This window comes from Streptomyces sp. 1222.5, assembly GCF_900105245.1.
GTDB classification, from domain to species: domain Bacteria; phylum Actinomycetota; class Actinomycetes; order Streptomycetales; family Streptomycetaceae; genus Streptomyces; species Streptomyces albidocamelliae.
The window spans coordinates 8,164,412-8,183,433 of record NZ_FNSZ01000001.1 but is presented as its reverse complement, the minus strand read 5'-3'; the positions used below and the strand labels follow the sequence as shown (position 1 = coordinate 8,183,433).

Sequence of the window (19,022 nt, the reverse complement as noted above, 5' to 3'; positions counted from 1 at the left end):
CGCAGCCGCGCCCGGGCCCGGTCGGGCGACCGCGCGACCGGTCAGCCGACCCAGGAACCCGTGAGGGACTGCACCGCGGAGCCGTCGACGTCGGCCAGCTTGGTGCCGACGAAGGCACGGGCCCAGTCGGTGGTCTGGATCCGGAACGCGGGCCGCTCGGCGTCGAGGGCCTCCATGACCGCCTCCGCCGCACCGGCCGGGGTCTGCGCGGTGCCGTCCAGGAACTGCTCCACGGTGCGGTCGATGTAGTGGCGCAGCGCGTCGGTGTACGCGCCGGCGTCGATACCGGCTTCGAGGTCGACGCCGATGTTGTTCACGAACTCGGTCGCCACTGCGCCGGGTTCCACGACGGACACGCTCACACCGAGCGTCCCGGCGACGGGGGCAAGGCTCTCCATGTAGCCCTCGACGGCGAACTTGGCGGCACAGTAGGCCTCGTTGAACGGCTGGCCGACGACACCGCCGACGCTGGTGACGGTGATCAGGCGGCCGCCGACGGCGCGGAGATGCGGCAGCGCGGCCTTGGAGACGCTGAGCACACCGAAGAAGTTGACCTCCATCACCTTGCGGACGTCCGCGAGGGAGTCGTTCTCCAGGGTGCCCAGGTGGCCGGCGCCCGCGTTGTTGACGACGGCGTCCAGGCGGCCGTAGTCGGCGATCACACCGTCGATCGCGGCGGTGACCGAGGTCTCGTCGGTGACGTCGAGGCGGCGGATGTCGAGCTCCACGCCCGCTTCGGCGGCGGCCTTGCGCAGCGCGTCGGCGCGGGTGGTGTCGCGGAGGGTGGCGACCGTGCGCCAGCCCGCCCGGGCGGCGGCCACGGCGGCGGCCAGGCCGATACCGGAGGAGGTACCGGTGATGAGGACGGTGCGGGGGGTGGCGGACATGGGGGGCCTTTCGAGCGATCGGAAGCACGTGGTTTATGTGCGTGCACACACAACATAGCTTTATGTGTGTGCACACGCAACCCCGCCTATACTTCGACGCATGCCGAAGAAGCTGCCCCAGGCCGAGATGGCCGCCGCCGACTACGCCTTCTACGGGCTCGTCTGGGCCGGCACCGTGATGACCGAACGCGTCGACCGGGCCCTCACCAAGGCGCACGACCTCCCGGTGTCCTGGTTCGAGGTCATGCTCTGGCTGGCCTCCAGCCCCGATCCGGTGCCCGCGTCCGTCCTCGGCAACAGCACCATGCTCAGCCGCAGCCAGGTCTCGCGGGTGGTCGACGCCCTCCAGGCCCGCGGCCTCGTCAGCCGCACCCCGTCCGCGCGTGACGCACGGTCGGTCGAGATCTCGCTGACCGACGAGGGCCACCGCCTCTTCGAGCGGGCCGACGCCACCCGCCGTGAGGTCCTGGCGCCGGTGTTCACCGATCTCCTCGACGAGCACGACCTGGAGGCGCTCGGCACGGTGTGGCGGAAACTCAAGGCGGACAAGGAGCGGCTGGCGCAGGACCGGTGACCGGGCCCGCCGAGCGACGCCGCTGAACCGCGCCGACAAATGAGGTGTCCCGCGGGGCGGCCGCGCACTAGGGTGGTGCTCGTTCAGGTGCGCAGGCAGCGGCTACTTCGCCTGCACAGCGGGAAACGCGGGTTCGAATCCCGTCACCGGCTTCCTGCCGGTGTCGTCCAGCGGCCCAGGACACCTCGGCCGCCGCCGACCTCGATCTCTGAACGGCTACGGCAGCAGCCGCCCGCCCGGGGCATACCCGGCGGGCGGCTTCGTCGTCCCTGCGCCCTCGCCCTCACCACACCGGTGGCGGCGTGGGCCGCGGAGCCGGGCCTCAGCCCTGCTCGCGCAGGCCCCAGGGAGTGCCGTACTCGGTGAGCAGGTCGAGGAAGGGGCGGGGCGGCAGGGCCTCGGGGCCGAGGACTCCCTTGCCCGACCAGGCGCCGGTGGCGAGGAGTTCGAGGGCGACGACCGGATTCACCGCGGTCTGCCAGACCACGGCCTGGGAGCCGTACTCGTCCATCGACCACTGGTTGTCGACCACGTGGTAGAGGTACACCTCGCGGGGAGCTCCGTCCTTCGTGCCCTTCACCCAGGTGCCGGCACACGTCTTGCCGGTCATGCGGTCGCCCAGGGTGGCCGGGTCCGGCAGGCAGGCGGCGACCACGTCCCGCGGGGAGACCCGCACGGCCCCGCCCTCGCCCGGGACGCCGACCTTCGCGGTGGAGTCCAGGCCCAGCTCGTGGAGGGTCTTCAGCTTGGCGATGAAGTCGTCGCCGAGGCCGTACTTGAACGTCACCCGGCGCGCGTCCACCCAGCGCGGGATGAGCAGCACCTCCTCGTGCTCCACGTTCACGCACTCGACCGGGCCGATGCCCTCGGGGAAGTCGAAGACCTCCGGTTCGCTGAACGGCGCGGTGGTGAACCAGCCCCGGTCCCTCTCGTAGACCACCGGCGGGTTCAGGCACTCCTCGATGGTGGTCCAGATGCTGAAGGAAGGGGCGAAGTCATAGCCCTCGACGGTCAGGTTGGCCCCGTCACGGACGCCGATCTCCTCGATCTCGTCGAAGAGTTCGTCGGCGGCGTACCGGGCGAAGACGTCGGACAGGCCGGGTTCCACCCCCATGCCGACCAGCGCCAGCCGGCCCGACTCGGCCCAGTGGCCGGCCAGTTCGAACTGGTCGTCGCCCAGCTTGACGCCGCACTCCTCGTACGGGCGCTCGGCGTGCGGGGCGGACAGCGACATGGCCATGTCGACGTAGTGCGCGCCCGTCGCGAGCGCCGCGCGGAACAGGGACATCACGAACCGCGGGTCGGTCGCGTTGAGCAGGACGTCGCAGCGCTCCTCCGTGAGCAGCCTGCGCACCCCGTCCTCGTCCGAGGCGTCCAGGCGCCGGGCGCTGAAGCGGTCTCCCCGCTCCTTCAGCGCGGAGACGGCCGCCTCGGCCCGGCTCAGGTCGTAGTCCGCCACGACCATGCGGGTCAGGAAGCCGCGGCGGGCCGCGATCCGGGTGACGGCGGTTCCGACACCGCCCGCGCCCACGAGAAGTACTCGCATGTCCGACACCTTTCTCCGCAAGGCACCCGCCTTTGCGGGACGCCCGATGCAACGGGACCGCCCAAGGTAAAGTCAACTGCGTTGGCATAAGGAGTGCCGCCGTGGCGCGCCGAGGAGGAGTGGTCCGTATGGCCAAGCAGGTGGTGCCCGAGGCGGCGCGGCGCAGGCGCCGGCCGACCCAGCAGGGCACAGTGCTGTCCGAGGCGCTGATCGTGCGGACCGCGCTGCGGGTGCTGCGCGAACACGGCAGCGCCGGCCTGACCGCACGCCGGCTGGGCACCGCGCTCGGCGCGGACCCGAGCACCCTGTACCGCTACTTCGGCGGTATGGACGACCTGACCCGGGCCATCGGCGAGGAGCTGATGGGGCGGGCGCTGGACAGCTGGACCGCCACCGGCGCGTGGCGCGCGGACCTGCGTGCCCTCGGGCTCGCCATCCACTCCGCGTACCTCGCCCACCCGCACGCCGCCGCCCTGACCGCGAGCCGGGTGACGGGCCGGCCCCGGGAGATCGCGGTCGACGAGACGATCCTGGGCATCCTGCGCTCCGCGGGCTTCCCCGACCCCGCCGCCGTCCGGCTCTACCACGCCTTCATCGACCTGAGTCTGGCCTTCGTGGCCCTCGACGCCGGAGCGCTCGCCCTGACGGAGGAGGCACGTGCGGCGGACGAGGACATGTGGACCTCCACCTATGCCCGACTCCCCGCGGAGAGCTACCCGCACATCGCCGCGACCGCCTCCCTGCTGGCCGCGCGCATGCCGCACAGCGCCTACCCGGCCGTCCTGGACACCCTGCTGGAGAGCGCCGCCGCGCAACTGGCCCCGGCACGGTCCGCGGGCACCGCCCGTGGCCGGTCCGCCCGGCCGGGCGGACCGGCCGACGCCAGGTGAGCAGGGCGCGCGCCGCGGGTCGGCGCGCCTCCTCACGTACGGTGGGTGCTTGGACCTGGTTCAGGCCATTCCTCCCCCAGCCCGAGCGGAGCACCCGATGCCGTATCCCGCCGCCGGACCGGACGGCGACTCCGACGCCCTGTTCGGTCTCGACGCGCTGGCCGGTACCGCCACGCCCGGCGGGGACGGCACGACCCCGGCGCGCCTGCCGGAGGGCCGCCCCCCGTTCCGCGACTCGCCCGCGGCGCACCGTCTGCTGCCGGTGCGGCACATCTACGCGGATCTCGCGGCCGCGGCGTCCCGACGCGGCCGCGAGATCCTCGCCCGGTTCCCGGCCGCGAACGTCGTGGAGGTGGACTCCCACTGGCGCATCCCGGGGCTGCACGGCAACGAGGGCAACGTCGAGCGCTGGGTGCGGGTGAAGGGCGAGACCCTCGTCCTGGGTGAGCGGAAGTCGCTGACCACCCGGCCGAACGGACGGCCCGCCGACTGGATCGCCCCCGGCGCCTCCAACGGATGCGCGATGGCCTGCGCCTACTGCTACGTGCCGCGCCGCAAGGGGTACGCGAACCCCCGTCACCGTCTTCACCAACATCGACCGGATCATCGCCCACCTGGGGCGGCACATCGCGCGCCAGGGCCCCAAGCGGGAGCCCAACCAGTGCGACGAGACGGCCTGGGTCTACGACGTCGGGGAGAACGGCGACTGCTCCGTGGACGCGCTGATCTGCGACAACACCGCGGACCTGGTGCACGCCTTCCGTCAGTGGCCGACCGCGAAGGCCTCCTTCGCCACCAAGTACGTCAACCCCGACCTGCTGGCGCTCGACTCGCGCGGCCGGACGCGCGTCCGGTTCTCGGTGATGCCCGCCGAGGACTCACGGCTGCTGGACGTGCGCACCTCACCGGTGGGCGAGCGGATCGCCGCCGCGGCGGACTTCCTGGACGCGGGCTACGAGGTCCACTTCAACCTCTCGCCCGTCGTCCTGCGCCCCGGCTGGCAGGAGGCGTGGGCCGAGTTGCTGCGGCAGCTCGACGACGTCCTGCCGGACCGGGTCAAACAGCAGGCGGCCGCCGAAGTGATCATGCTGACCCACAACCGGGAACTGCACGAGGTCAACCTCGGCTGGCATCCGCGCGCCGAGGAGGTGCTGTGGCAGCCGGGCCTTCAGGAGGTGAAACGCTCCGAGAACGGGGCGGTCAACGTCCGGTACGACCACCGCGTCAAGGCGGAGGCCGTACAGACCCTGCGCGCCCTGGTCGCGGCCCACGCGCCGTGGCTTCGCATTCGTTACGCCTTCTGACCGCCCTGACGGAGGGCTGAGCGGACGGGCCGGTCAGTAGCGCTGGGCCTTGGCCAGTCGAGGGGTGAGATTCTGCTCGGACTGCTGGTGGCTGAAGACGATGGGCTGTTCCTTCTTCCCGGGTTCGAGGTTCTCGGCGCCGGTGTACCTGGTCTCCACGACGTGGTGGTCCGCGTCCTCGAAGTCGATCTGCACGGCGTAGGACGCCTTCTGGCTCGTCTTGTTGGTGATGGTCACCAGCACGGCGAGCACTCCCCCGGTCTGCGCCTTGGGAATGCCGGTCATGCCGACGTCGGACACCGCGTTGCCGCTGCCCTCGACCCCCTTGAGCGCGTTCTGGGCCGCCTGGGTCCTGCGCTCGAACTCGGCCGACACCGAGGCCTCGAACTCCGAGGCGCGGGCCGACGCCGAGGAAGCGGCCGCCGAGACCGACTCCCGGGCGGAGGCGATGGCCGACGACGCGGAGGAGGCCAGCGCCGAGGGCGGCGCCCCGCTGAACGACGCCGTGTCCGGGGCGGTGGGCGTCGCGCTGGCGGTGGAGCCGGTGCCACCGCCGCCGTTGCCGCAACCGGTGAGTACGCCCGCTGCCGCGAGGCAGCAACACGTCAAGGTGATCGATGCCAGGGAACGAGGACGAACGCTGTGGAGGCCGGTCCGGCGGTGGGAGGGCATGCGGTCTTCCTTGCAGGTGGGGAACGTGCACGAGGAGATCTTGGACTCATCGTCGGTGCTGCCGCGCCGCCGCGCGAGTCGGACTGGTGCCACCGGACGCCCCTCCCCCGTCCCGGCAGCCCCGGCTCACCCATGGACCACCGCACGACAGTGGCTTGATTGATCGGCTGACGGGCCGTCGAACACGGCGATACTCGGGCTGGGCGAACCGCCCTCACTCGCGAATTCGGAGGCCACCCATGTCTCAGAACAGTGTGCGCACGGCCGCGGTGCTCGAAGCCTGGTTGTCGGGCGCCGAGACCGCGTACGGCGAGGTCAACCCCGCCGGCCCGCTGTACGTCGGCGGCACCGCCGCGGAGGCCGCGCTCACCGACCCGAGCGACTCCCTGTACGGCTTCTGCTCCAGCCCGAGCGGGTCGCGCGGCAGCTGGTGCTGCTGACCTCTCGTGTTTTCCCGGCACGCGTCCGACGGGGCGCGTGCCGTCCGAAGAGACAGGGAGGGTGGAGGGTGAACGCATCGGCACCGGGCGACGGAGAACGGGCGGAGTGGTTCGACGGTCCCGTGCGCGGCATCGCGCGTCCGTGGCGGGAGGGCCTGGCCCGGCGGCTGGCGGCCGCGACCGCACTGCACGGGGAGGAGCGGGACGTCCTGCTGGAAGCCGGGCACACGGCACTGCTCGACTCGCTGCACGCGAAGCTCACCCGGCTGTTCCTCGTCGAACTGCACGCCCTGCGCATGGCTCAGGGTGTCCCGGACAGCGGGCGGTCCGGAGCGCCGGACACCGCCACCTGGAACGCGTTCATCGAACAGGCCGGCGCGGAGGGCTACCTGGACAAGCTGGCCGGCCGCTACCCGAGCCTCGGGCGGCGCATCGCCGTCGTCGCCCGGATGTCGGTGGCGGCCACGGCCGCCCTCGCCGAACGCCTCGCCGCCGACCGCGGCCTGCTCGCGCCGATGCTCGGCGCACCCGCGGGCCGCCTCCGGGCCGTCACCTTCGGGGCGGGCGACAGCCACGGAGGCGGCCTGACCGTCAGCCGGGTCGACCTCACCGGCGGAACGGTCATGTACAAGCCACGCCGGTCCGAGGTGGACGTCGCCCTCGGCGCGCTGCTGGAGGAGCTGTTCGCGGACTTCCCCGATGCGCCCCCACGCAACGAGCGGATCCGGGTGCCCCGCACCCTCCCGCGGGAGGGCTACGGATGGGCCGAGTTCGTGCGGCACCGTTACTGTGTGGACGACACGGAACTCACCGCCTTCTACCGGAACATGGGGCACTGGCTCGCCGTGCTCCGCTTCACCGGTGGCACCGACATGCACGCCGAGAACATGATCGCGGCGGGTCCGGTGCCGGTGATCGTGGACGCCGAGACGCTCTTCGACGCGCCCGCCCCCTTCCCGCCCAGCGGCCGCGGGGACGCGGTCGACCTGGCGGCGGCGGCCATCCGCCGGACCGTGCTGCGCACCGGACTGCTGCCCGTGCGGGGCACCGGATTCGCGCTGGGCGGGGTGGACATCTCCGGCGTGGGCGCGCTGCCCGGCCAGCAGCCGCTGATCCCCAACCCGTTGGTCGCCGAGGGCGGCACGGCGGCGGCCCGCTTCGAGGTGGACCTGGTGGCTATGCCCACGGCGGGCAACCACCCGAGCCCGGCCCCCGTGCTGAGCACGTACTGGGACCGGATCCTGGACGGCTTCCAGGAGATGACCGCCCATCTGCGGCGCGGCGAGGTGGACCCGCTCGGGCTGCTGCACCGCTTCGAAGGGGCCCGCGTGCGGCGGATCCGGCGGCCGACCCAGGCCTACGTCGACATCGGCCGGATGCTGTGGCACCCGGCGTCGCTGCACGACGAGGAGACGGCCGTGGAACGGGCCCGGGACATCCTGCGACGCAACGCCGAGGTGCTGCCGGGCGCGCCGACGGACACCGGGACCATCGACGGCGAGATCGCCGACATGCTGGCCGGTGACGTGCCGATGTTCGGCTTCACCGTGGACGCGGCCGTCGTACGGACCACCGTCGAGGACTGGCGCGCCGCCGACTTCGCGCTGGAGGAGTCGGTGATCCAGGACGCCCTTGTGGGCGCCTACCTCAACGAGCGTTCGCTGCCCGCACGGGTGCAGGCCGCCGCCGAACGACCGCACGCCCGTGACCGGGAGCCGCGCCGGCGACGGCTGGCCGCGGCGATGGTGCGCCGGCTGTGCGACGGGGCGGTGCGCGGTGCGGACGGCACGGTCACCTGGATCAGCCCGGTCTTCACCCCGGCGGGCTGGTCCATCAGGGTGCTGCCCGCCGACCTGTACACCGGGCAGGGCGGGGTGACGCTCACGCTCGCGGAGTACGTGCACGAGGTCCGCGCCGGCCGGGCGGACGACGTAGCGGGCGTCGAGGAGACCTTCGAGGGCGCGCTGCGCGTGCTGATCGGCACCGAGGACCGGACACCCACTCCGTCGGCGGGGGCGTTCAGCGGGGCCGCGTCGCAGGTGTGGACGTGGCTGGCGCTGCACCGGGTGCTCGACGAGCCGTGGCCGCTGGCGCGGGCCGCCGAACGGGCCGTACTCCTCGAAGGGCGCCTCGTCGACGACGACGTCGAGGTGGATCTCCTCAACGGGGCCGCCGGTGGCATCGTCCCGCTGCTCGGCCTGGCCGAGGCCACCGGTCAGGACCGCTGGCTGTCCGTCGCCGCGCACATCGGCCGCCGGCTGATCCGGCTGGCCGCCGTCGACTCCGGCGGCGCCCGCTGGACGACCCGGCTGAACCCCGAGGGCATCGGCGGGTTCGCGCACGGCGCCACCGGCATCGGCTGGGCGCTGGCCCGGCTCGCGCTCAGCGGGGCCGGCACCCCGGCGGAGCGGCGGGCCTGGCGGCACATCGCCGAGCGGGCCTTCGACTTCCAGGAGTCCCTGTGGCAGCCCGGCGAGGGCAACTGGCTCGACATCCGCGACGGTGCCGAGGAGGACTTCTTCACCAGCTGGTGCCACGGCAGCGCGGGCATCGGCATCGGCATGCTCGACCTGCACCGGCGCACGGGCGAGCCGGCCCACCTGGACATGGCCCGCCGGGCCGCCCGTGCCTGTGCCGCCGAGGGCTTCGGCTGGAGCCACACCCTGTGCCACGGCGACCTCGGCCTCTGGCGGTTCCTCACGTCCATGAGCGGTGACGGCGCCGATGACCTCGGCACTCCCGACGACCTGGACGGTGAGATCCTCACCGGTCTGGAACAGCGCGGTCCCGTCGGCGGGCTGGCCCGCGAGGCGTTCTCCCCGAGCCTGATGTCGGGACTCTCGGGCGTCGTGCACAGCCTGCTGTGCATGCACCGGTCGGCGTCCCTGCCCGATCCCCTGCTCCTCGACTGATCCGCGCCGGCGCGGGGCGGCGGCCGGGGCGCCCCTCAGTCGTCGGCGGGCATCACCCGTACGACCTTCCCCTTGCGATCCGCCTGGAGGTAGCCGGTGCCGTAGTCGTCGCTGAGGTACACGGCCATGCCGTCGGGGGTGCCGAAGGCGTCGTCCGCCAGTTCCAGCACCAGGTAGCGCGTTTTGGGATGGTCGACGTTCAGCTTCTTCCCTGCCTCGCGGATCAGCGCCGGGACCGCGTCCCAGTCGAAACCCTCGAGGGTGATGGCGGTCTTCCCAGGGAACAGCTTCGAGTGGATGATGCTCTCCTCCACGCCCTGCCCGGGACGGTAGGTGTACGAGTCGTACTTGGTGTCGCTGCCCTTCACCATCACGTCGGCGGAGACGTACTCCGGGTACACCGTGAGACCTCCGAAGCGGTCCCGGCCCGTCGCCTTCTTGATCGCCTCGACGGCGGTGCGGATGCCGTCCGGGGTCAACAGGCTCTTGCCACCCGTCTGTTCCTTGCCTGCGGGAGAGGCGGAGACCCGTGCCGATCCGGACGGTGTCGCCGCCCCGGTGGTGGCGTCGGCGGAGTGCGAGGGCCCCGACCCGGAGGAGGAGTCATGGGTGCCCCCGTGCGGCCGCAGCGTCCACATGAGGGTGCCGGCGAGCGCCACTCCCACGACCGGCACGGTCACCAACGTCCAGCGCCGGCCGCGTCCGCGGCGTACGGGCATGGTCGTCGACCCGGGCCGCGCGTCCTCGGGACCCGGTGCCACCGTGTGCCCCGGGCTGTCGTACGGCCCCGGGAGCATCACGGGCGCCGGGCCGAAGCCGTCCGCCGCCGTGGCGTGGCCGGGACCCGGCACACCGGGAGTCACCGTCGCCGGGGCGGGGAGCGGTGGTACGACGGGCGGGGGCCTCAGCTGGTACGAGGTCGGCGGTGTCCCGGCGTCACGGGCCGCGGCCGCCAGCATCCGCTCCAGTGCCTGCGCGCCGGGACGTGCGGCGGGGTCGCGGACGAGGACCCGGGCCAGGACGTCGGTCAGCGCGCCGGCGTGGACCGGCGGCGGGATGTCCTCGCTGATGACGGCCGCGAGGGTCGCCAACGTCGAACCCCTTCGCAGCGGATGCCGGCCTTCCACGGCGGTGTACAGCATCATGCCCAGCGACCACAGGTCGGAGGCGGGCCCGCCGTCGTGGCCCGAGACGCGTTCCGGGGCCATGTAGTCGGGTGTGCCGATCACCGATCCGGTCGCCGTGAGCGCCGTGGACTCGCGGATCGCCGCGATGCCGAAGTCGGTGAGCACCGGGCGCCCGTCGGGTCGCAGGAGGACGTTGGCGGGTTTCACGTCACGGTGCTCGATGCCCGCGGCGTGCGCCGCGCTCAGGGCCGCCAGCACCTCCCGTCCGAGCAGTGCCGCCTCCCTGGGGTCCATCGGCCCGCGGGCGAGGCGGTCGGCCAGGGAGCCGCCGGTGACGAGCTCCATCACGATCCAGGGGAAGCCGCCCGTGCCGCCGTCGACGATGTGGTGGATCGTCACCACGTTGGGATGGTCCAGCCGGGCCAGGGCGCGGGCCTCCCGCAGGACCCGTTCCCGCAGCTGCCGCGCCGCCTCCGGGTCGTACTCCGCGAGGTCGGGGTCGGCCGGCCGGACCTCCTTGACGGCCACGTGCCGGTGCAGCATCAGGTCGCGGGCCAGCCAGACCATGCCCATACCGCCGCCGCCGAGCCGTTTCTCCAGCTCGAAGCGCCCGTCCACAACCCGTCTACCGCTGGTGTCGCTGCCCGCATCGCTCATGCGCGGGAGCATAGTTGTCGCCGCCGACACCCGTGGCACGGGCCTCGTGGCCAGGCGGGCGGCCCCGGCGCACGGTCGCCCTGCGGCGCCCGCGTCACCCGCTGCTCAGCCGCGTCCGTCGGTGCCCGTCACCTCGTTCCGCGGCGCCTCGGCGAAGGACCGCACGAAGGACTTGGAGGCGTTGCAGACCGGCTGGAAGGACCCCGGCGACGGAGGACGTGAACACCATCCGGACGAGCGCCGGCTCGACGATCAGCAGTGGGCGCTGGGGGCCGCCGGTCTCGCGGACGCCTGGGCCGGACAGCCCGGTCTTCGTCGGCCGAGCGGGGGCTCGGCGGCGCGGTCGAGCGTTACGAGCGGCACGCGTGCCCGTTCCAGCCACTCCCGGTAGGCCGGAGCGTCGCGGGCCACCGTCCAGTACGACTCCTCCAACTCCTGGTAGACGCTGTCCAGCTCGGCCTCCGTACGGGCCGCGAGCAGGAGGCGTACGCCGATCGGGTCGCCCTCCAGGGGGCGGATCGCGAGGTCGGGACGGGGGTGGGCGGTGGGCTGGCTCACCGTGACCACCTCGCCGGTGGCGGCCAGCGAGTACGCGGTGAGGTAGTCGCCGTGCAGCATCTCCGACTCCAGTCCGGCCGCGCGCAGTGCCCGGCACAGGGCGTCCCACTCCCCGTCGACCGTGGAATCGACCATCCAGCGGTCGCCGGCCAGGTCGGCGAGCGGTACCTGCCGACGGGCCGCCGCCGGGTGGTCCGCCGCGAGCGTGACGAACTGCGGCTCGCGCTCGACGAGGACGCGCAGGCTGAGCCCGGGCGGTATGCGCAGCGGACTGCCCTCGACCTCGTGCACGAACGCTATGTCGAGCCGCCCCGCGGCGACCATGCCGAGCAGGAAGTTGGCGGAGACGTTCATCTGGAGGGTGGGTTCGATCCGTGGGACCCGGGCCCGCAGCAGACGTAACCAGCCCGGGATGGCCCGGCTCGCCGTGGCGCCGATGCGCAGCTGGAAGCCCCCAGCGGCGCGGGCGGCCGCCGCCCGGGTCTCCGTGACGATCGCGGCGAACTCCGCCACCAGGGGCCTGGCGCGGCTCAGCACCGCGAGCCCCAGCGGGGTCGGCCGGCAGCCGGTCCGGGCGCGCACGAAGAGCGGGGCGCCCAGCGCATGCTCGATACGTCGCAGCTGCGTGCTCAACGAGGGTTGCGCCAGGCCGAGTTGCCGGGCCGCCTTGTGCAGACTGCCGGTGTCGGCGATGGCACAGAGAACGCGCAGGTGCCTCACCTCCAACTCCATGGAGGGAGCGTAGGGCGGCGCGGGTCGGTACACCAGATGTTCAAGTTCCAACGAATCCGGACGAGTCGGCCGAGCCGGGCGGCACGAGTGTCGAGCCGGCCGCCGATAGCACCGCGCTATCCCCAACTGCCATCATCCGCAGCGCCGTTGGACTGAAGGAGACTCCAGGGCAACCGATCGTTCAACCCCACAGGACGAGAAGGAGCCCCCCACATGGCTTCGTTCCCCATGCCCGACCGGCCGAAGAACTCCAGGAGACTTCTGGCCCTCGCGCTCGGCCTGGGTCTGGCCTCCGCCGCGCTCGGCACCGCGACGCCGGCGAGTGCCCGGAGCACCGCCGAGGCCCCGGCCCGCACCTCCGCCGCCGGCTACGTCGGTTCGGCCGAGAACTCCGGCAACAAGGCGTTCTTCGACGCCGTTCTGAAGTCGGTGGCGAAGCGGCAGGCCGCCCAGCCCTCCCTGAAGGTGGTGACCGTCTACTACAACGCCTCCCAGGCGCCGAGCTTCCGCTCCCAGATATCGAGCGCCGCCTCCATCTGGAACAGTTCCGTGTCGAACGTCAAGCTCCAGGCGACCTCGGGCGGCGCGGACTTCGCCTACTACGAGGGCAACGACTCGCGTGGATCGTACGCGTCGACCGACGGCCACGGCAGCGGCTACATCTTCCTGGACTACGCGCAGAACCGGCAGTACGACTCGATCCGTGTCGCCGCCCACGAGACCGGTCACGTGCTGGGTCTGCCCGACCACTACAGCGGCCCGTGCAGCGAGCTGATGTCGGGCGGCGGCCCCGGCCCGTCCTGCACCAACCGGTACCCGAACTCCACGGAGCGCGCCCGCGTCAACCAGCTCTGGGTGAACGGTCTCGCCAAGGCCGTCGCGCGGCTGAGCAAGACCGGCTGACCCCGGTGGACGAGGCGGACCGGCCTCCGGCACCCGCCGGTCCGCCCGCCCCGGTACGGACCGCGGCGCCGACCGTGGTCCGTACCGCTGCCGTAGGAACGGCCTGGGCCGGCCCACTGACCGCACGACGGCAGGGCCCCGGCCCACCGGCCGTGCGACGGCAGGGGGCCGGCCCACCGCCGTCTGGTGCGACGGGGATGGGCCGGCCCTGGTGCGTCCGGGAGAGCGGGCGTGTCCTGTTCCACCGGTGGACATGTCGGACCGCGTCCGTGGACGGGTCAGAAACGTCCGCTGGTGAGACGGGTGAGCGGCCCGTGCGTCTGGCGCTCGGCCCGTCGCCCCATCGCATAGGACGCGGCGGTCCACGCGGTGAGCCCCGCGCCCACACCGGCGGCGATCACCTTGCGGTGGGCGATGACCGTCCAGGCCGTCTTGGCCGTGGCCGCGACCTGGCCGGATGCCGTGATCAGCGCCTGCCGGCCCGATTCGACGCCCTGGGCCGCCGTACGGGCGGCCGCGCTCGTCGCCCCGGCCGCACGCTCGGTGCCGGCCTTCGCGGCCGACACGGCACCGTCGGTGGTCGTCACGGCCTTCTTCGCCGCCCGGCCGGCCGGTGCCGTCGCCTTGTCCGCCGTCCGCCGCGCCTTGGACGCGCTCTCGCGCACCGCCGCGGACTTCCGGCTCGAGTCATCGTTCGATTCAGTCATGGACTTCGCGTTGCCCGCACCCGGCGGAACAAACGTGGCACCGCCGAGCCGGCCCGGTATGCCACCCCTTGCTCCCCTCCGGACTACTCCGGTGTCTCCGGCCGGAGTTGTTCCTCCTCGGTGGCGAGGCCGGCGGGACGGCGGCCACGCGGCTGTTGCGGCTCGGGACGGACGGTGGCGGGCGGCACCGGGCGCTCCACCGGTGCTCCGGCGGTCACGGTGAGCGGCTCCCCGTGGTGCAGAACCTCCAGTGGTTCGCCTTCCACCAGTCGGTAGCGCACATGGGTGGGCCCGATGTCCACCTTGAGCCGGCGGCCGCGCATCAGCACGGTGAACGCCACTCGGGAGAGCGCTTCGGGCAGGCGGGGCGAGAATCCCAGCAGGTTCGGCCTGCCGTCCTCGCCGATGTGGCGGCGCATGCCCCCGAAGCCGGCGACCAGCGCGATCCACGTCCCGGCCAGCGACGCGATGTGCAGACCGTCGCGGGTGTTGTGCTCCAGGTCGTCGAGGTCCATCAACGCGGCCTCGCCCAGGTAGGCGTAGGCCAGACGCAGGTGCCCGGTCTCGGCGGCGAGCACCGCCTGGCAGCAGGCGGACAGCGAGGAGTCACGGACGGTCAGCGCGTCGTAGTAGGCGAAGTTGCGTGCCTTCTGCTCCTCGGTGAAGGCGTTCGGGAACTCCATCATCGCCAGGACCAAGTCGGCCTGCTTGACGACTTGCTTCCGGTACAGGTCGAAGTAGGGGTAGTGCAGCAGGAGCGGGTAGTTCTCGGGCGGGGTCGCCTCGAAGTCCCAGCGCTGGAAGTGGGTGTAGCCGGCGGACTGTTCGTGGACGCCGAGGGTCTCGTTGTACGGCATGGCCATGCGGGCCGCGGCGTCCCGCCAGACGGCGGTCTCCTCGTCGTCGACCCCGAGCTCCGCGGCCCGGTCCGGATGGCGCGCGACCGCGTCCGCCGCGGCCACCAGGTTCTGCCGGGCCATCAGGTTGGTGTACAGGTTGTCCCGCGCGATGGCGCTGTACTCGTCGGGTCCGGTGACCCCGTCGATGTGGAAGACGCCCGCGGCGTCGTGGTGACCCAGGGAGCGCCACAGCCGGGCGGTGTCCACGAGGAGGTCGAGTCCCTCGTCCCGGTCGAACTCCTCGTCCCCGCTGGCCATGACGTAGCGGACCGCGGCGTTGGCGATGTCCGCGTTGACGTGGAAGGCGGCCGTCCCGGCCGGCCAGTAGGCGGAGCACTCGGCGCCCTCGATCGTCCGCCAGGGGAACACCGCCCCGGCGAGCCCCAGTTGGCGGGCGCGTTCGCGTGCCGCCGGCAGGGTTCCGTGCCGCCATCGCAGTGCCGGCGCCACGGCCTCCGGTGCGGTGAACGTCAGCAGCGGCAGGACGTAGGACTCGGTGTCCCAGAAGGAGTGCCCGTCGTAGCCGGTTCCGGTCAGCCCCTTGGCGGGGATGGCCCGGTTCTCCCCGCGGGCCGCGGCCTGGAGCACGTGGAAGAGGGCGAACCGCACCGCCTGCTGGATCTGCGCGTCGCCCTCCACCTCGACGTCCGCGCCGGCCCAGAACCGGTCCAGGTAGGCGCGCTGCGCGGCGACCAGCCCGTCCCAGCCGGTGCTGACCGCGGCCGCCACCGCCCCGTCGACCTGATCGTGCACGGCCGGCAGGGAACGCTCCCCGGACCAGCCGTAGGCCACGAACTTGACCAGCCGCAGTGGCTGCCCGGGCTCCAGGTCGGCGGTCACCGTCAGACGGCTGACGTCGGGCTCGCACTGGGCCGTCCAGTGGGTGCTCCCGGGACCCTCGACGAGATGGTCGGCCGCCGCTCCGACCCGCAGCGCGCTGGCCTCGGTGCGGTGCACGAGCCGGAGCCGGGTGTCCTGCGCGAAGTACTCCTCGCCGACGAGCGGTGACCTGGTGGCGGCGGCGACCCGTGGATCGCCCGTGATGCTGGGCAGTTGTTCGTTGGCGACGAGTTCGGACTGGACCGCGACGCTCGCCGGTCCGTCGACCGGCTCGACCTCGTAGACCACGGCGGCCACTGCCCGCTGGGCGAAGGACACCAGTCGCCGCGAGGTGATCCGGACGGTGCGGCCGCCGGGTGAGGTCCATCGTGCGGTACGGCTGAGCACACCGGTCCGGAAGTCCAGGACGCGCTCGTGCTCCAGCAGTTGGCCGTAGCGCAGGTCGCACGGGTGGTCGTCCACCAGCAGTCGGATGATCTTGCCGTCGGTGACGTTGATCATCGTCTGGCCGGACTCGGGATATCCGTAGCCGGCTTCGGCGTACGGCAGCGGGTGCCGCTCGTGGACGCCGTTGAGGTAGGCGCCGGGCAGCCCGTGGGGCTCGCCCTCGTCGAGGTTTCCGCGCCAGCCGATGTGCCCGTTGGACAGGGCGAACACGGATTCGCTCTGGGCGAGCACCTCCAGGTTCAGCTCGGTCTCGCGCAGGCACCACGGCTCGACCGTGAAGCTGGGATGTGTGATCACCGCGACTCCAGGAGTTCCGCCAGGTCACGGACCACCACGTCCGCCCCGTGGGCCCGCAACTGCTCCGCCTGGCCGACCCGGTCGACCCCGACGACGACACCGAACCGTCCCGCCCGTCCGGCCTCGACGCCGGCCAGCGCGTCCTCGAAGACCGCGGCCGCGTCCGGCTCCGTGTCCAGTCCGCGTGCCGCCTCCAGATAGGTGTCCGGGGCGGGTTTGCCGCGCAGCCGGCGGTCGCGGGCCACGACGCCGTCGATGCGCTCGTCGAACAGGTCCTCGATACCGGCCGCCGCCAGGACGTCCCGGCAGTTCGCGCTGGACGACACCACCGCGCAGCGCAGCCCGGCCTCGCGTACCGCGTGCACGAAGCGGACCGACCCCTCGTAGGGCTCCACCCCGACCTCGCGGATCCGTCGGAGCACCAGGGCGTTCTTGCGCGTCCCCAGACCGTTGACGGTCTCCGACTCCGGGGGGTCGTCCGGCGATCCCTCGGGCAGGTGCACCCCGCGCGCGGCGAGGAAGGTGCGCACCCCGTCCTCGCGGGGCCGTCCGTCCACGTACTCGTCGTAGTCGTCGACCGCGTCGAAGGGCACGAACGGCGCCCCCTCGCGGGCCGCGCGCTCGTGGAGATAGCCGTCGAACATCTCCTTCCAGGCGGCCGCGTGCACCTTCGCCGTCTGGGTGAGCACCCCGTCGAGGTCGAACAGGCAGGCCCGGATGTGGGGAGGTAGCCGTAGCATGCCGTCGAGGCTAGGAGGTGCCGGCGTCCGACGGCGGGGCGACACCGTCCGGCGGGGGGGAAGGCACCCGCTCGGTCCACGTCAGGGAGACGGAGCCGGCACCTCGCCGAGCGTGCGCAGATACGTCAGACCGGGGTGGCCGGACAGGCGTGTCTCGCCGACGACCGCGAACCCCGCCTTGGCGAGTACGGCCTGGGACGCCGCGTTGCCGAGTGTGGTCGCCGCGCGCAGGTGGGTGAGTCCGTACCGGCCCGCGGCCCGGTGACAGAGTTCCCGCACGGCCCAGGTGGCCAGACCCCGGCCCGCGGCCCGTTCGGCGATCCGGTAGCCGAGGTCGGCACCGCCGTCCCCCACGTCCACGAGATTGATCCGCCCCAGCACCTCGCCCTCGCCGCCGAGCAGGACGTGGAAGTAGCAGACACCGGCCTCCTGCTCGGCGAGCAGAGCACGGAGCCGTTCGCCGAAGCGGGTGAAGAAGTCGTCCCCGCGGTCGGGAACGGATCTCGCGAAGTAGGCCCGGTTCTCGCGTTCGAAGGCGAGGAGTGCGGGGGCGTGGCCCGGGTGGAGCAGCCGTATCTGCGGCAGGGACTGGGTCATGGGAGATCAGGACGTGGCGGGCTCGGCCTCGGACCGTGCCGAGGGTACGGGGTGGGAGGTGGTCCGGTGGCGGCCGCGGAACTCGGCGAGCAGTTCGTCGGTCGCTTCGGCACCGGCGCTCACGGCCGCGTGCACCTCGCGGAAGTAGTTCTCGTAGCCGGCCGGGGTGTAGAGACAGAGGGCGCGCGCGACGACCGGTCCCGCGTTGCGGAACCCGTGCGGAGTGCCGCGGGTGGCGGCGAGGAGGTGGCCGCGGCCCGCGGTCACCTCTCCGTCCCCGGTGTGCAGGGTCAGCTCGCCTTCGAGGACGTAGAAGTACTCGTCGTGTCCTTCGTGCACGTGGGGCCTGGCTCCGATGGTGCCGGGGGCGAGAGCGAACTCCTCGAAGGCGAAGCGCCCGCCCGTGTGCTCCCCGGTGAGCCGGAAGAAGTGCGCGACGCCCGCGACGTCGATGAGCTCACCGTCCGACGGGCGGCGCAGCAGCGGAGCCGTGGGCATCCGGGAGGGATCATCGGTCATGTCGGCATTGTGGCGCAGCGCGGGGCCGGCGGTCAGTCGAATTATCCTGAGGCTCGCGCATCGAGGTGACCCCTCCCGCGCCGCCCTCGGGCGATCACCCGTAGAGCGAGCGGGCTCCCGGGCTGTTTCCCTTGAAGCGCTGGCCCGCGGCGATCTCCTCGCCGACCACCGACCAGACCGTCTCGTCGTCCTGGAAGGGGAGCGGGTCGATGCGGCTCGTCTCCTGGCTGATGCGCTCGACCTCGCCCTCCAGGCGCTCGAAGTCGGCTTCCTCGTCGGCGTCGTCGCCGCTGAAGGTGAACTCCTCCAGCAGGCGCTGGAACCGGAGGGTGACCTGGACGAGGGAGGAGACGTCCGTGTGGAGCTCCCGCACGGTCTCCTCGTCGGCGTCGAAGGCGTGCACCGTGCCGGAACCGGGGTCCAGGGCGAGATGGGCGTTGAGCAGCCAGCCGATGACGGGCCATTCGCCCGCGTCCTCCGCCGCGTCCTCGAAGTCCTCGACGTCGACGACGTCCTGGACGAGGGGCAGCCGACCGGAATCCTCGTCGGGCTCACGCAGGTGGAGCGTCCCGGTGGGGACGCCGACGGTCTGCAGGAGGCGGGCGCCCTCCGTGTCCGCGGCGGAGGGCGGGAAGGCGGTGGCGGGCACGGTCGCGAGCCGGTCCTCGCCGAAGATGCCGGCGAGTTCACTGCGGGTGACGTCGAAAAGCACTGGCAGAACTCCGAAGTCGGCGGCGCCACGGACGCCGTAGGACATTCAATGGATTCTTGAAT

At 72.6% G+C, this 19,022-nt stretch carries 16 protein-coding genes and 1 pseudogene; 6 read left to right on the top strand and 11 right to left on the bottom strand.

Features of this window, described 5'->3' with window-relative positions; all coding sequences use genetic code 11:
* Positions 1 to 41: 41 nt before the first annotated feature.
* Positions 42 to 887, bottom strand: a complete 846-nt coding sequence (locus tag BLW57_RS37095; RefSeq protein ID WP_093480060.1) for an SDR family NAD(P)-dependent oxidoreductase — start codon at positions 885 to 887, stop codon at positions 42 to 44.
* A 100-nt stretch (positions 888 to 987) separates the two neighbouring features.
* Here BLW57_RS37095 and BLW57_RS37090 point away from each other — a divergent pair, with 100 nt between their 5' ends.
* Positions 988 to 1,461: a MarR family winged helix-turn-helix transcriptional regulator gene (locus tag BLW57_RS37090; RefSeq protein ID WP_093480059.1), complete on the top strand. Its 474-nt coding sequence runs from the start codon at positions 988 to 990 to the stop codon at positions 1,459 to 1,461.
* Between the two features lie 322 nt (positions 1,462 to 1,783).
* Here the strand turns inward: BLW57_RS37090 and BLW57_RS37085 are convergent, their stop codons facing one another.
* The gene (locus BLW57_RS37085) at positions 1,784 to 3,007 is read right to left on the bottom strand and encodes a saccharopine dehydrogenase family protein (protein WP_093480058.1); all 1,224 of its coding nucleotides are present in this window, start codon (positions 3,005 to 3,007) and stop codon (positions 1,784 to 1,786) included.
* A gap of 128 nt (positions 3,008 to 3,135) precedes the next feature.
* Here BLW57_RS37085 and BLW57_RS37080 point away from each other — a divergent pair, with 128 nt between their 5' ends.
* Together BLW57_RS37080 and BLW57_RS37075 are read left to right on the top strand one after the other, a co-directional pair.
* Entirely contained in the window at positions 3,136 to 3,897 is a 762-nt protein-coding gene (locus tag BLW57_RS37080) for a TetR/AcrR family transcriptional regulator (protein ID WP_093480057.1), read from the top strand.
* A gap of 97 nt (positions 3,898 to 3,994) precedes the next feature.
* Positions 3,995 to 5,201 (top strand): annotated as a pseudogene (locus BLW57_RS37075) (spore photoproduct lyase family protein).
* Between the two features lie 33 nt (positions 5,202 to 5,234).
* Here BLW57_RS37075 and BLW57_RS37070 read toward each other — a convergent pair.
* Positions 5,235 to 5,873: a hypothetical protein gene (locus tag BLW57_RS37070; RefSeq protein ID WP_256339701.1), complete on the bottom strand. Its 639-nt coding sequence runs from the start codon at positions 5,871 to 5,873 to the stop codon at positions 5,235 to 5,237.
* Positions 5,874 to 6,112: 239 nt separating this feature from the next.
* Between BLW57_RS37070 and BLW57_RS37065 the strand changes: the two genes are divergently transcribed.
* The gene (locus tag BLW57_RS37065) at positions 6,113 to 6,313 is read left to right on the top strand and encodes a DUF6229 family protein (protein ID WP_218137927.1); all 201 of its coding nucleotides are present in this window, start codon (positions 6,113 to 6,115) and stop codon (positions 6,311 to 6,313) included.
* 68 nt (positions 6,314 to 6,381) lie between these two features.
* A complete protein-coding gene (locus BLW57_RS37060; RefSeq protein ID WP_093480056.1) occupies positions 6,382 to 9,225 on the top strand; it encodes a type 2 lanthipeptide synthetase LanM family protein in 2,844 nt (947 codons plus the stop codon).
* A gap of 35 nt (positions 9,226 to 9,260) precedes the next feature.
* Here BLW57_RS37060 and BLW57_RS37055 read toward each other — a convergent pair whose 3' ends face one another.
* Together BLW57_RS37055 and BLW57_RS37050 are read right to left on the bottom strand one after the other, a co-directional pair.
* Entirely contained in the window at positions 9,261 to 11,009 is a 1,749-nt protein-coding gene (locus BLW57_RS37055; RefSeq protein ID WP_093481096.1) for a serine/threonine-protein kinase, read from the bottom strand.
* Positions 11,010 to 11,261: 252 nt separating this feature from the next.
* Positions 11,262 to 12,299, bottom strand: coding sequence for a LysR family transcriptional regulator (locus tag BLW57_RS37050; protein ID WP_093480055.1), 1,038 nt, complete (start codon positions 12,297 to 12,299; stop codon positions 11,262 to 11,264).
* A gap of 213 nt (positions 12,300 to 12,512) precedes the next feature.
* Here BLW57_RS37050 and snpA point away from each other — a divergent pair, with 213 nt between their 5' ends.
* Complete coding sequence (gene snpA, locus BLW57_RS37045; protein WP_093480054.1) at positions 12,513 to 13,202, top strand: snapalysin; 690 nt, start codon at positions 12,513 to 12,515, stop codon at positions 13,200 to 13,202.
* Positions 13,203 to 13,480: 278 nt separating this feature from the next.
* Here the strand turns inward: snpA and BLW57_RS37040 are convergent, their stop codons facing one another.
* From BLW57_RS37040 to BLW57_RS37015, 6 genes are all read right to left on the bottom strand, one after another.
* A complete protein-coding gene (locus BLW57_RS37040) occupies positions 13,481 to 13,909 on the bottom strand; it encodes a hypothetical protein (RefSeq protein ID WP_093480053.1) in 429 nt (142 codons plus the stop codon).
* An 83-nt stretch (positions 13,910 to 13,992) separates the two neighbouring features.
* Complete coding sequence (locus BLW57_RS37035) at positions 13,993 to 16,392, bottom strand: glycoside hydrolase family 65 protein (RefSeq protein ID WP_093480052.1); 2,400 nt, start codon at positions 16,390 to 16,392, stop codon at positions 13,993 to 13,995.
* Positions 16,389 to 17,132 carry an HAD family hydrolase gene (locus BLW57_RS37030; RefSeq protein WP_093480051.1) on the bottom strand — a complete coding sequence of 248 codons (744 nt, stop codon included), beginning with the start codon at positions 17,130 to 17,132 and terminating at the stop codon, positions 16,389 to 16,391. Before BLW57_RS37030 ends, BLW57_RS37035 begins: the two co-directional genes overlap by 4 nt.
* A gap of 81 nt (positions 17,133 to 17,213) precedes the next feature.
* Complete coding sequence (locus BLW57_RS37025) at positions 17,214 to 17,729, bottom strand: GNAT family N-acetyltransferase (RefSeq protein ID WP_093480050.1); 516 nt, start codon at positions 17,727 to 17,729, stop codon at positions 17,214 to 17,216.
* A gap of 6 nt (positions 17,730 to 17,735) precedes the next feature.
* Entirely contained in the window at positions 17,736 to 18,248 is a 513-nt protein-coding gene (locus BLW57_RS37020) for a cupin domain-containing protein (RefSeq protein ID WP_093480049.1), read from the bottom strand.
* 94 nt (positions 18,249 to 18,342) lie between these two features.
* On the bottom strand, positions 18,343 to 18,960 hold the full coding sequence (locus BLW57_RS37015) for an SUKH-4 family immunity protein (RefSeq protein ID WP_093481095.1): 618 nt from the start codon (positions 18,958 to 18,960) through the stop codon (positions 18,343 to 18,345).
* Positions 18,961 to 19,022: the final 62 nt, after the last annotated feature.

Coding starts and splice junctions, on each gene's coding strand:
- snpA (WP_093480054.1), top strand. CDS start 12,513: ATGGCTTCGTTCCCCATGCCCGACCGGCCGAAGAACTCCAGGAGACTT.
- BLW57_RS37065 (WP_218137927.1), top strand. CDS start 6,113: ATGTCTCAGAACAGTGTGCGCACGGCCGCGGTGCTCGAAGCCTGGTTG.
- BLW57_RS37050 (WP_093480055.1), bottom strand. CDS start 12,299: ATGGAGTTGGAGGTGAGGCACCTGCGCGTTCTCTGTGCCATCGCCGAC.
- BLW57_RS37095 (WP_093480060.1), bottom strand. CDS start 887: ATGTCCGCCACCCCCCGCACCGTCCTCATCACCGGTACCTCCTCCGGT.
- BLW57_RS37090 (WP_093480059.1), top strand. CDS start 988: ATGCCGAAGAAGCTGCCCCAGGCCGAGATGGCCGCCGCCGACTACGCC.
- BLW57_RS37030 (WP_093480051.1), bottom strand. CDS start 17,132: ATGCTACGGCTACCTCCCCACATCCGGGCCTGCCTGTTCGACCTCGAC.
- BLW57_RS37025 (WP_093480050.1), bottom strand. CDS start 17,729: ATGACCCAGTCCCTGCCGCAGATACGGCTGCTCCACCCGGGCCACGCC.
- BLW57_RS37020 (WP_093480049.1), bottom strand. CDS start 18,248: ATGACCGATGATCCCTCCCGGATGCCCACGGCTCCGCTGCTGCGCCGC.
- BLW57_RS37085 (WP_093480058.1), bottom strand. CDS start 3,007: ATGCGAGTACTTCTCGTGGGCGCGGGCGGTGTCGGAACCGCCGTCACC.
- BLW57_RS37040 (WP_093480053.1), bottom strand. CDS start 13,909: ATGACTGAATCGAACGATGACTCGAGCCGGAAGTCCGCGGCGGTGCGC.
- BLW57_RS37080 (WP_093480057.1), top strand. CDS start 3,136: ATGGCCAAGCAGGTGGTGCCCGAGGCGGCGCGGCGCAGGCGCCGGCCG.
- BLW57_RS37055 (WP_093481096.1), bottom strand. CDS start 11,009: ATGAGCGATGCGGGCAGCGACACCAGCGGTAGACGGGTTGTGGACGGG.
- BLW57_RS37070 (WP_256339701.1), bottom strand. CDS start 5,873: ATGCCCTCCCACCGCCGGACCGGCCTCCACAGCGTTCGTCCTCGTTCC.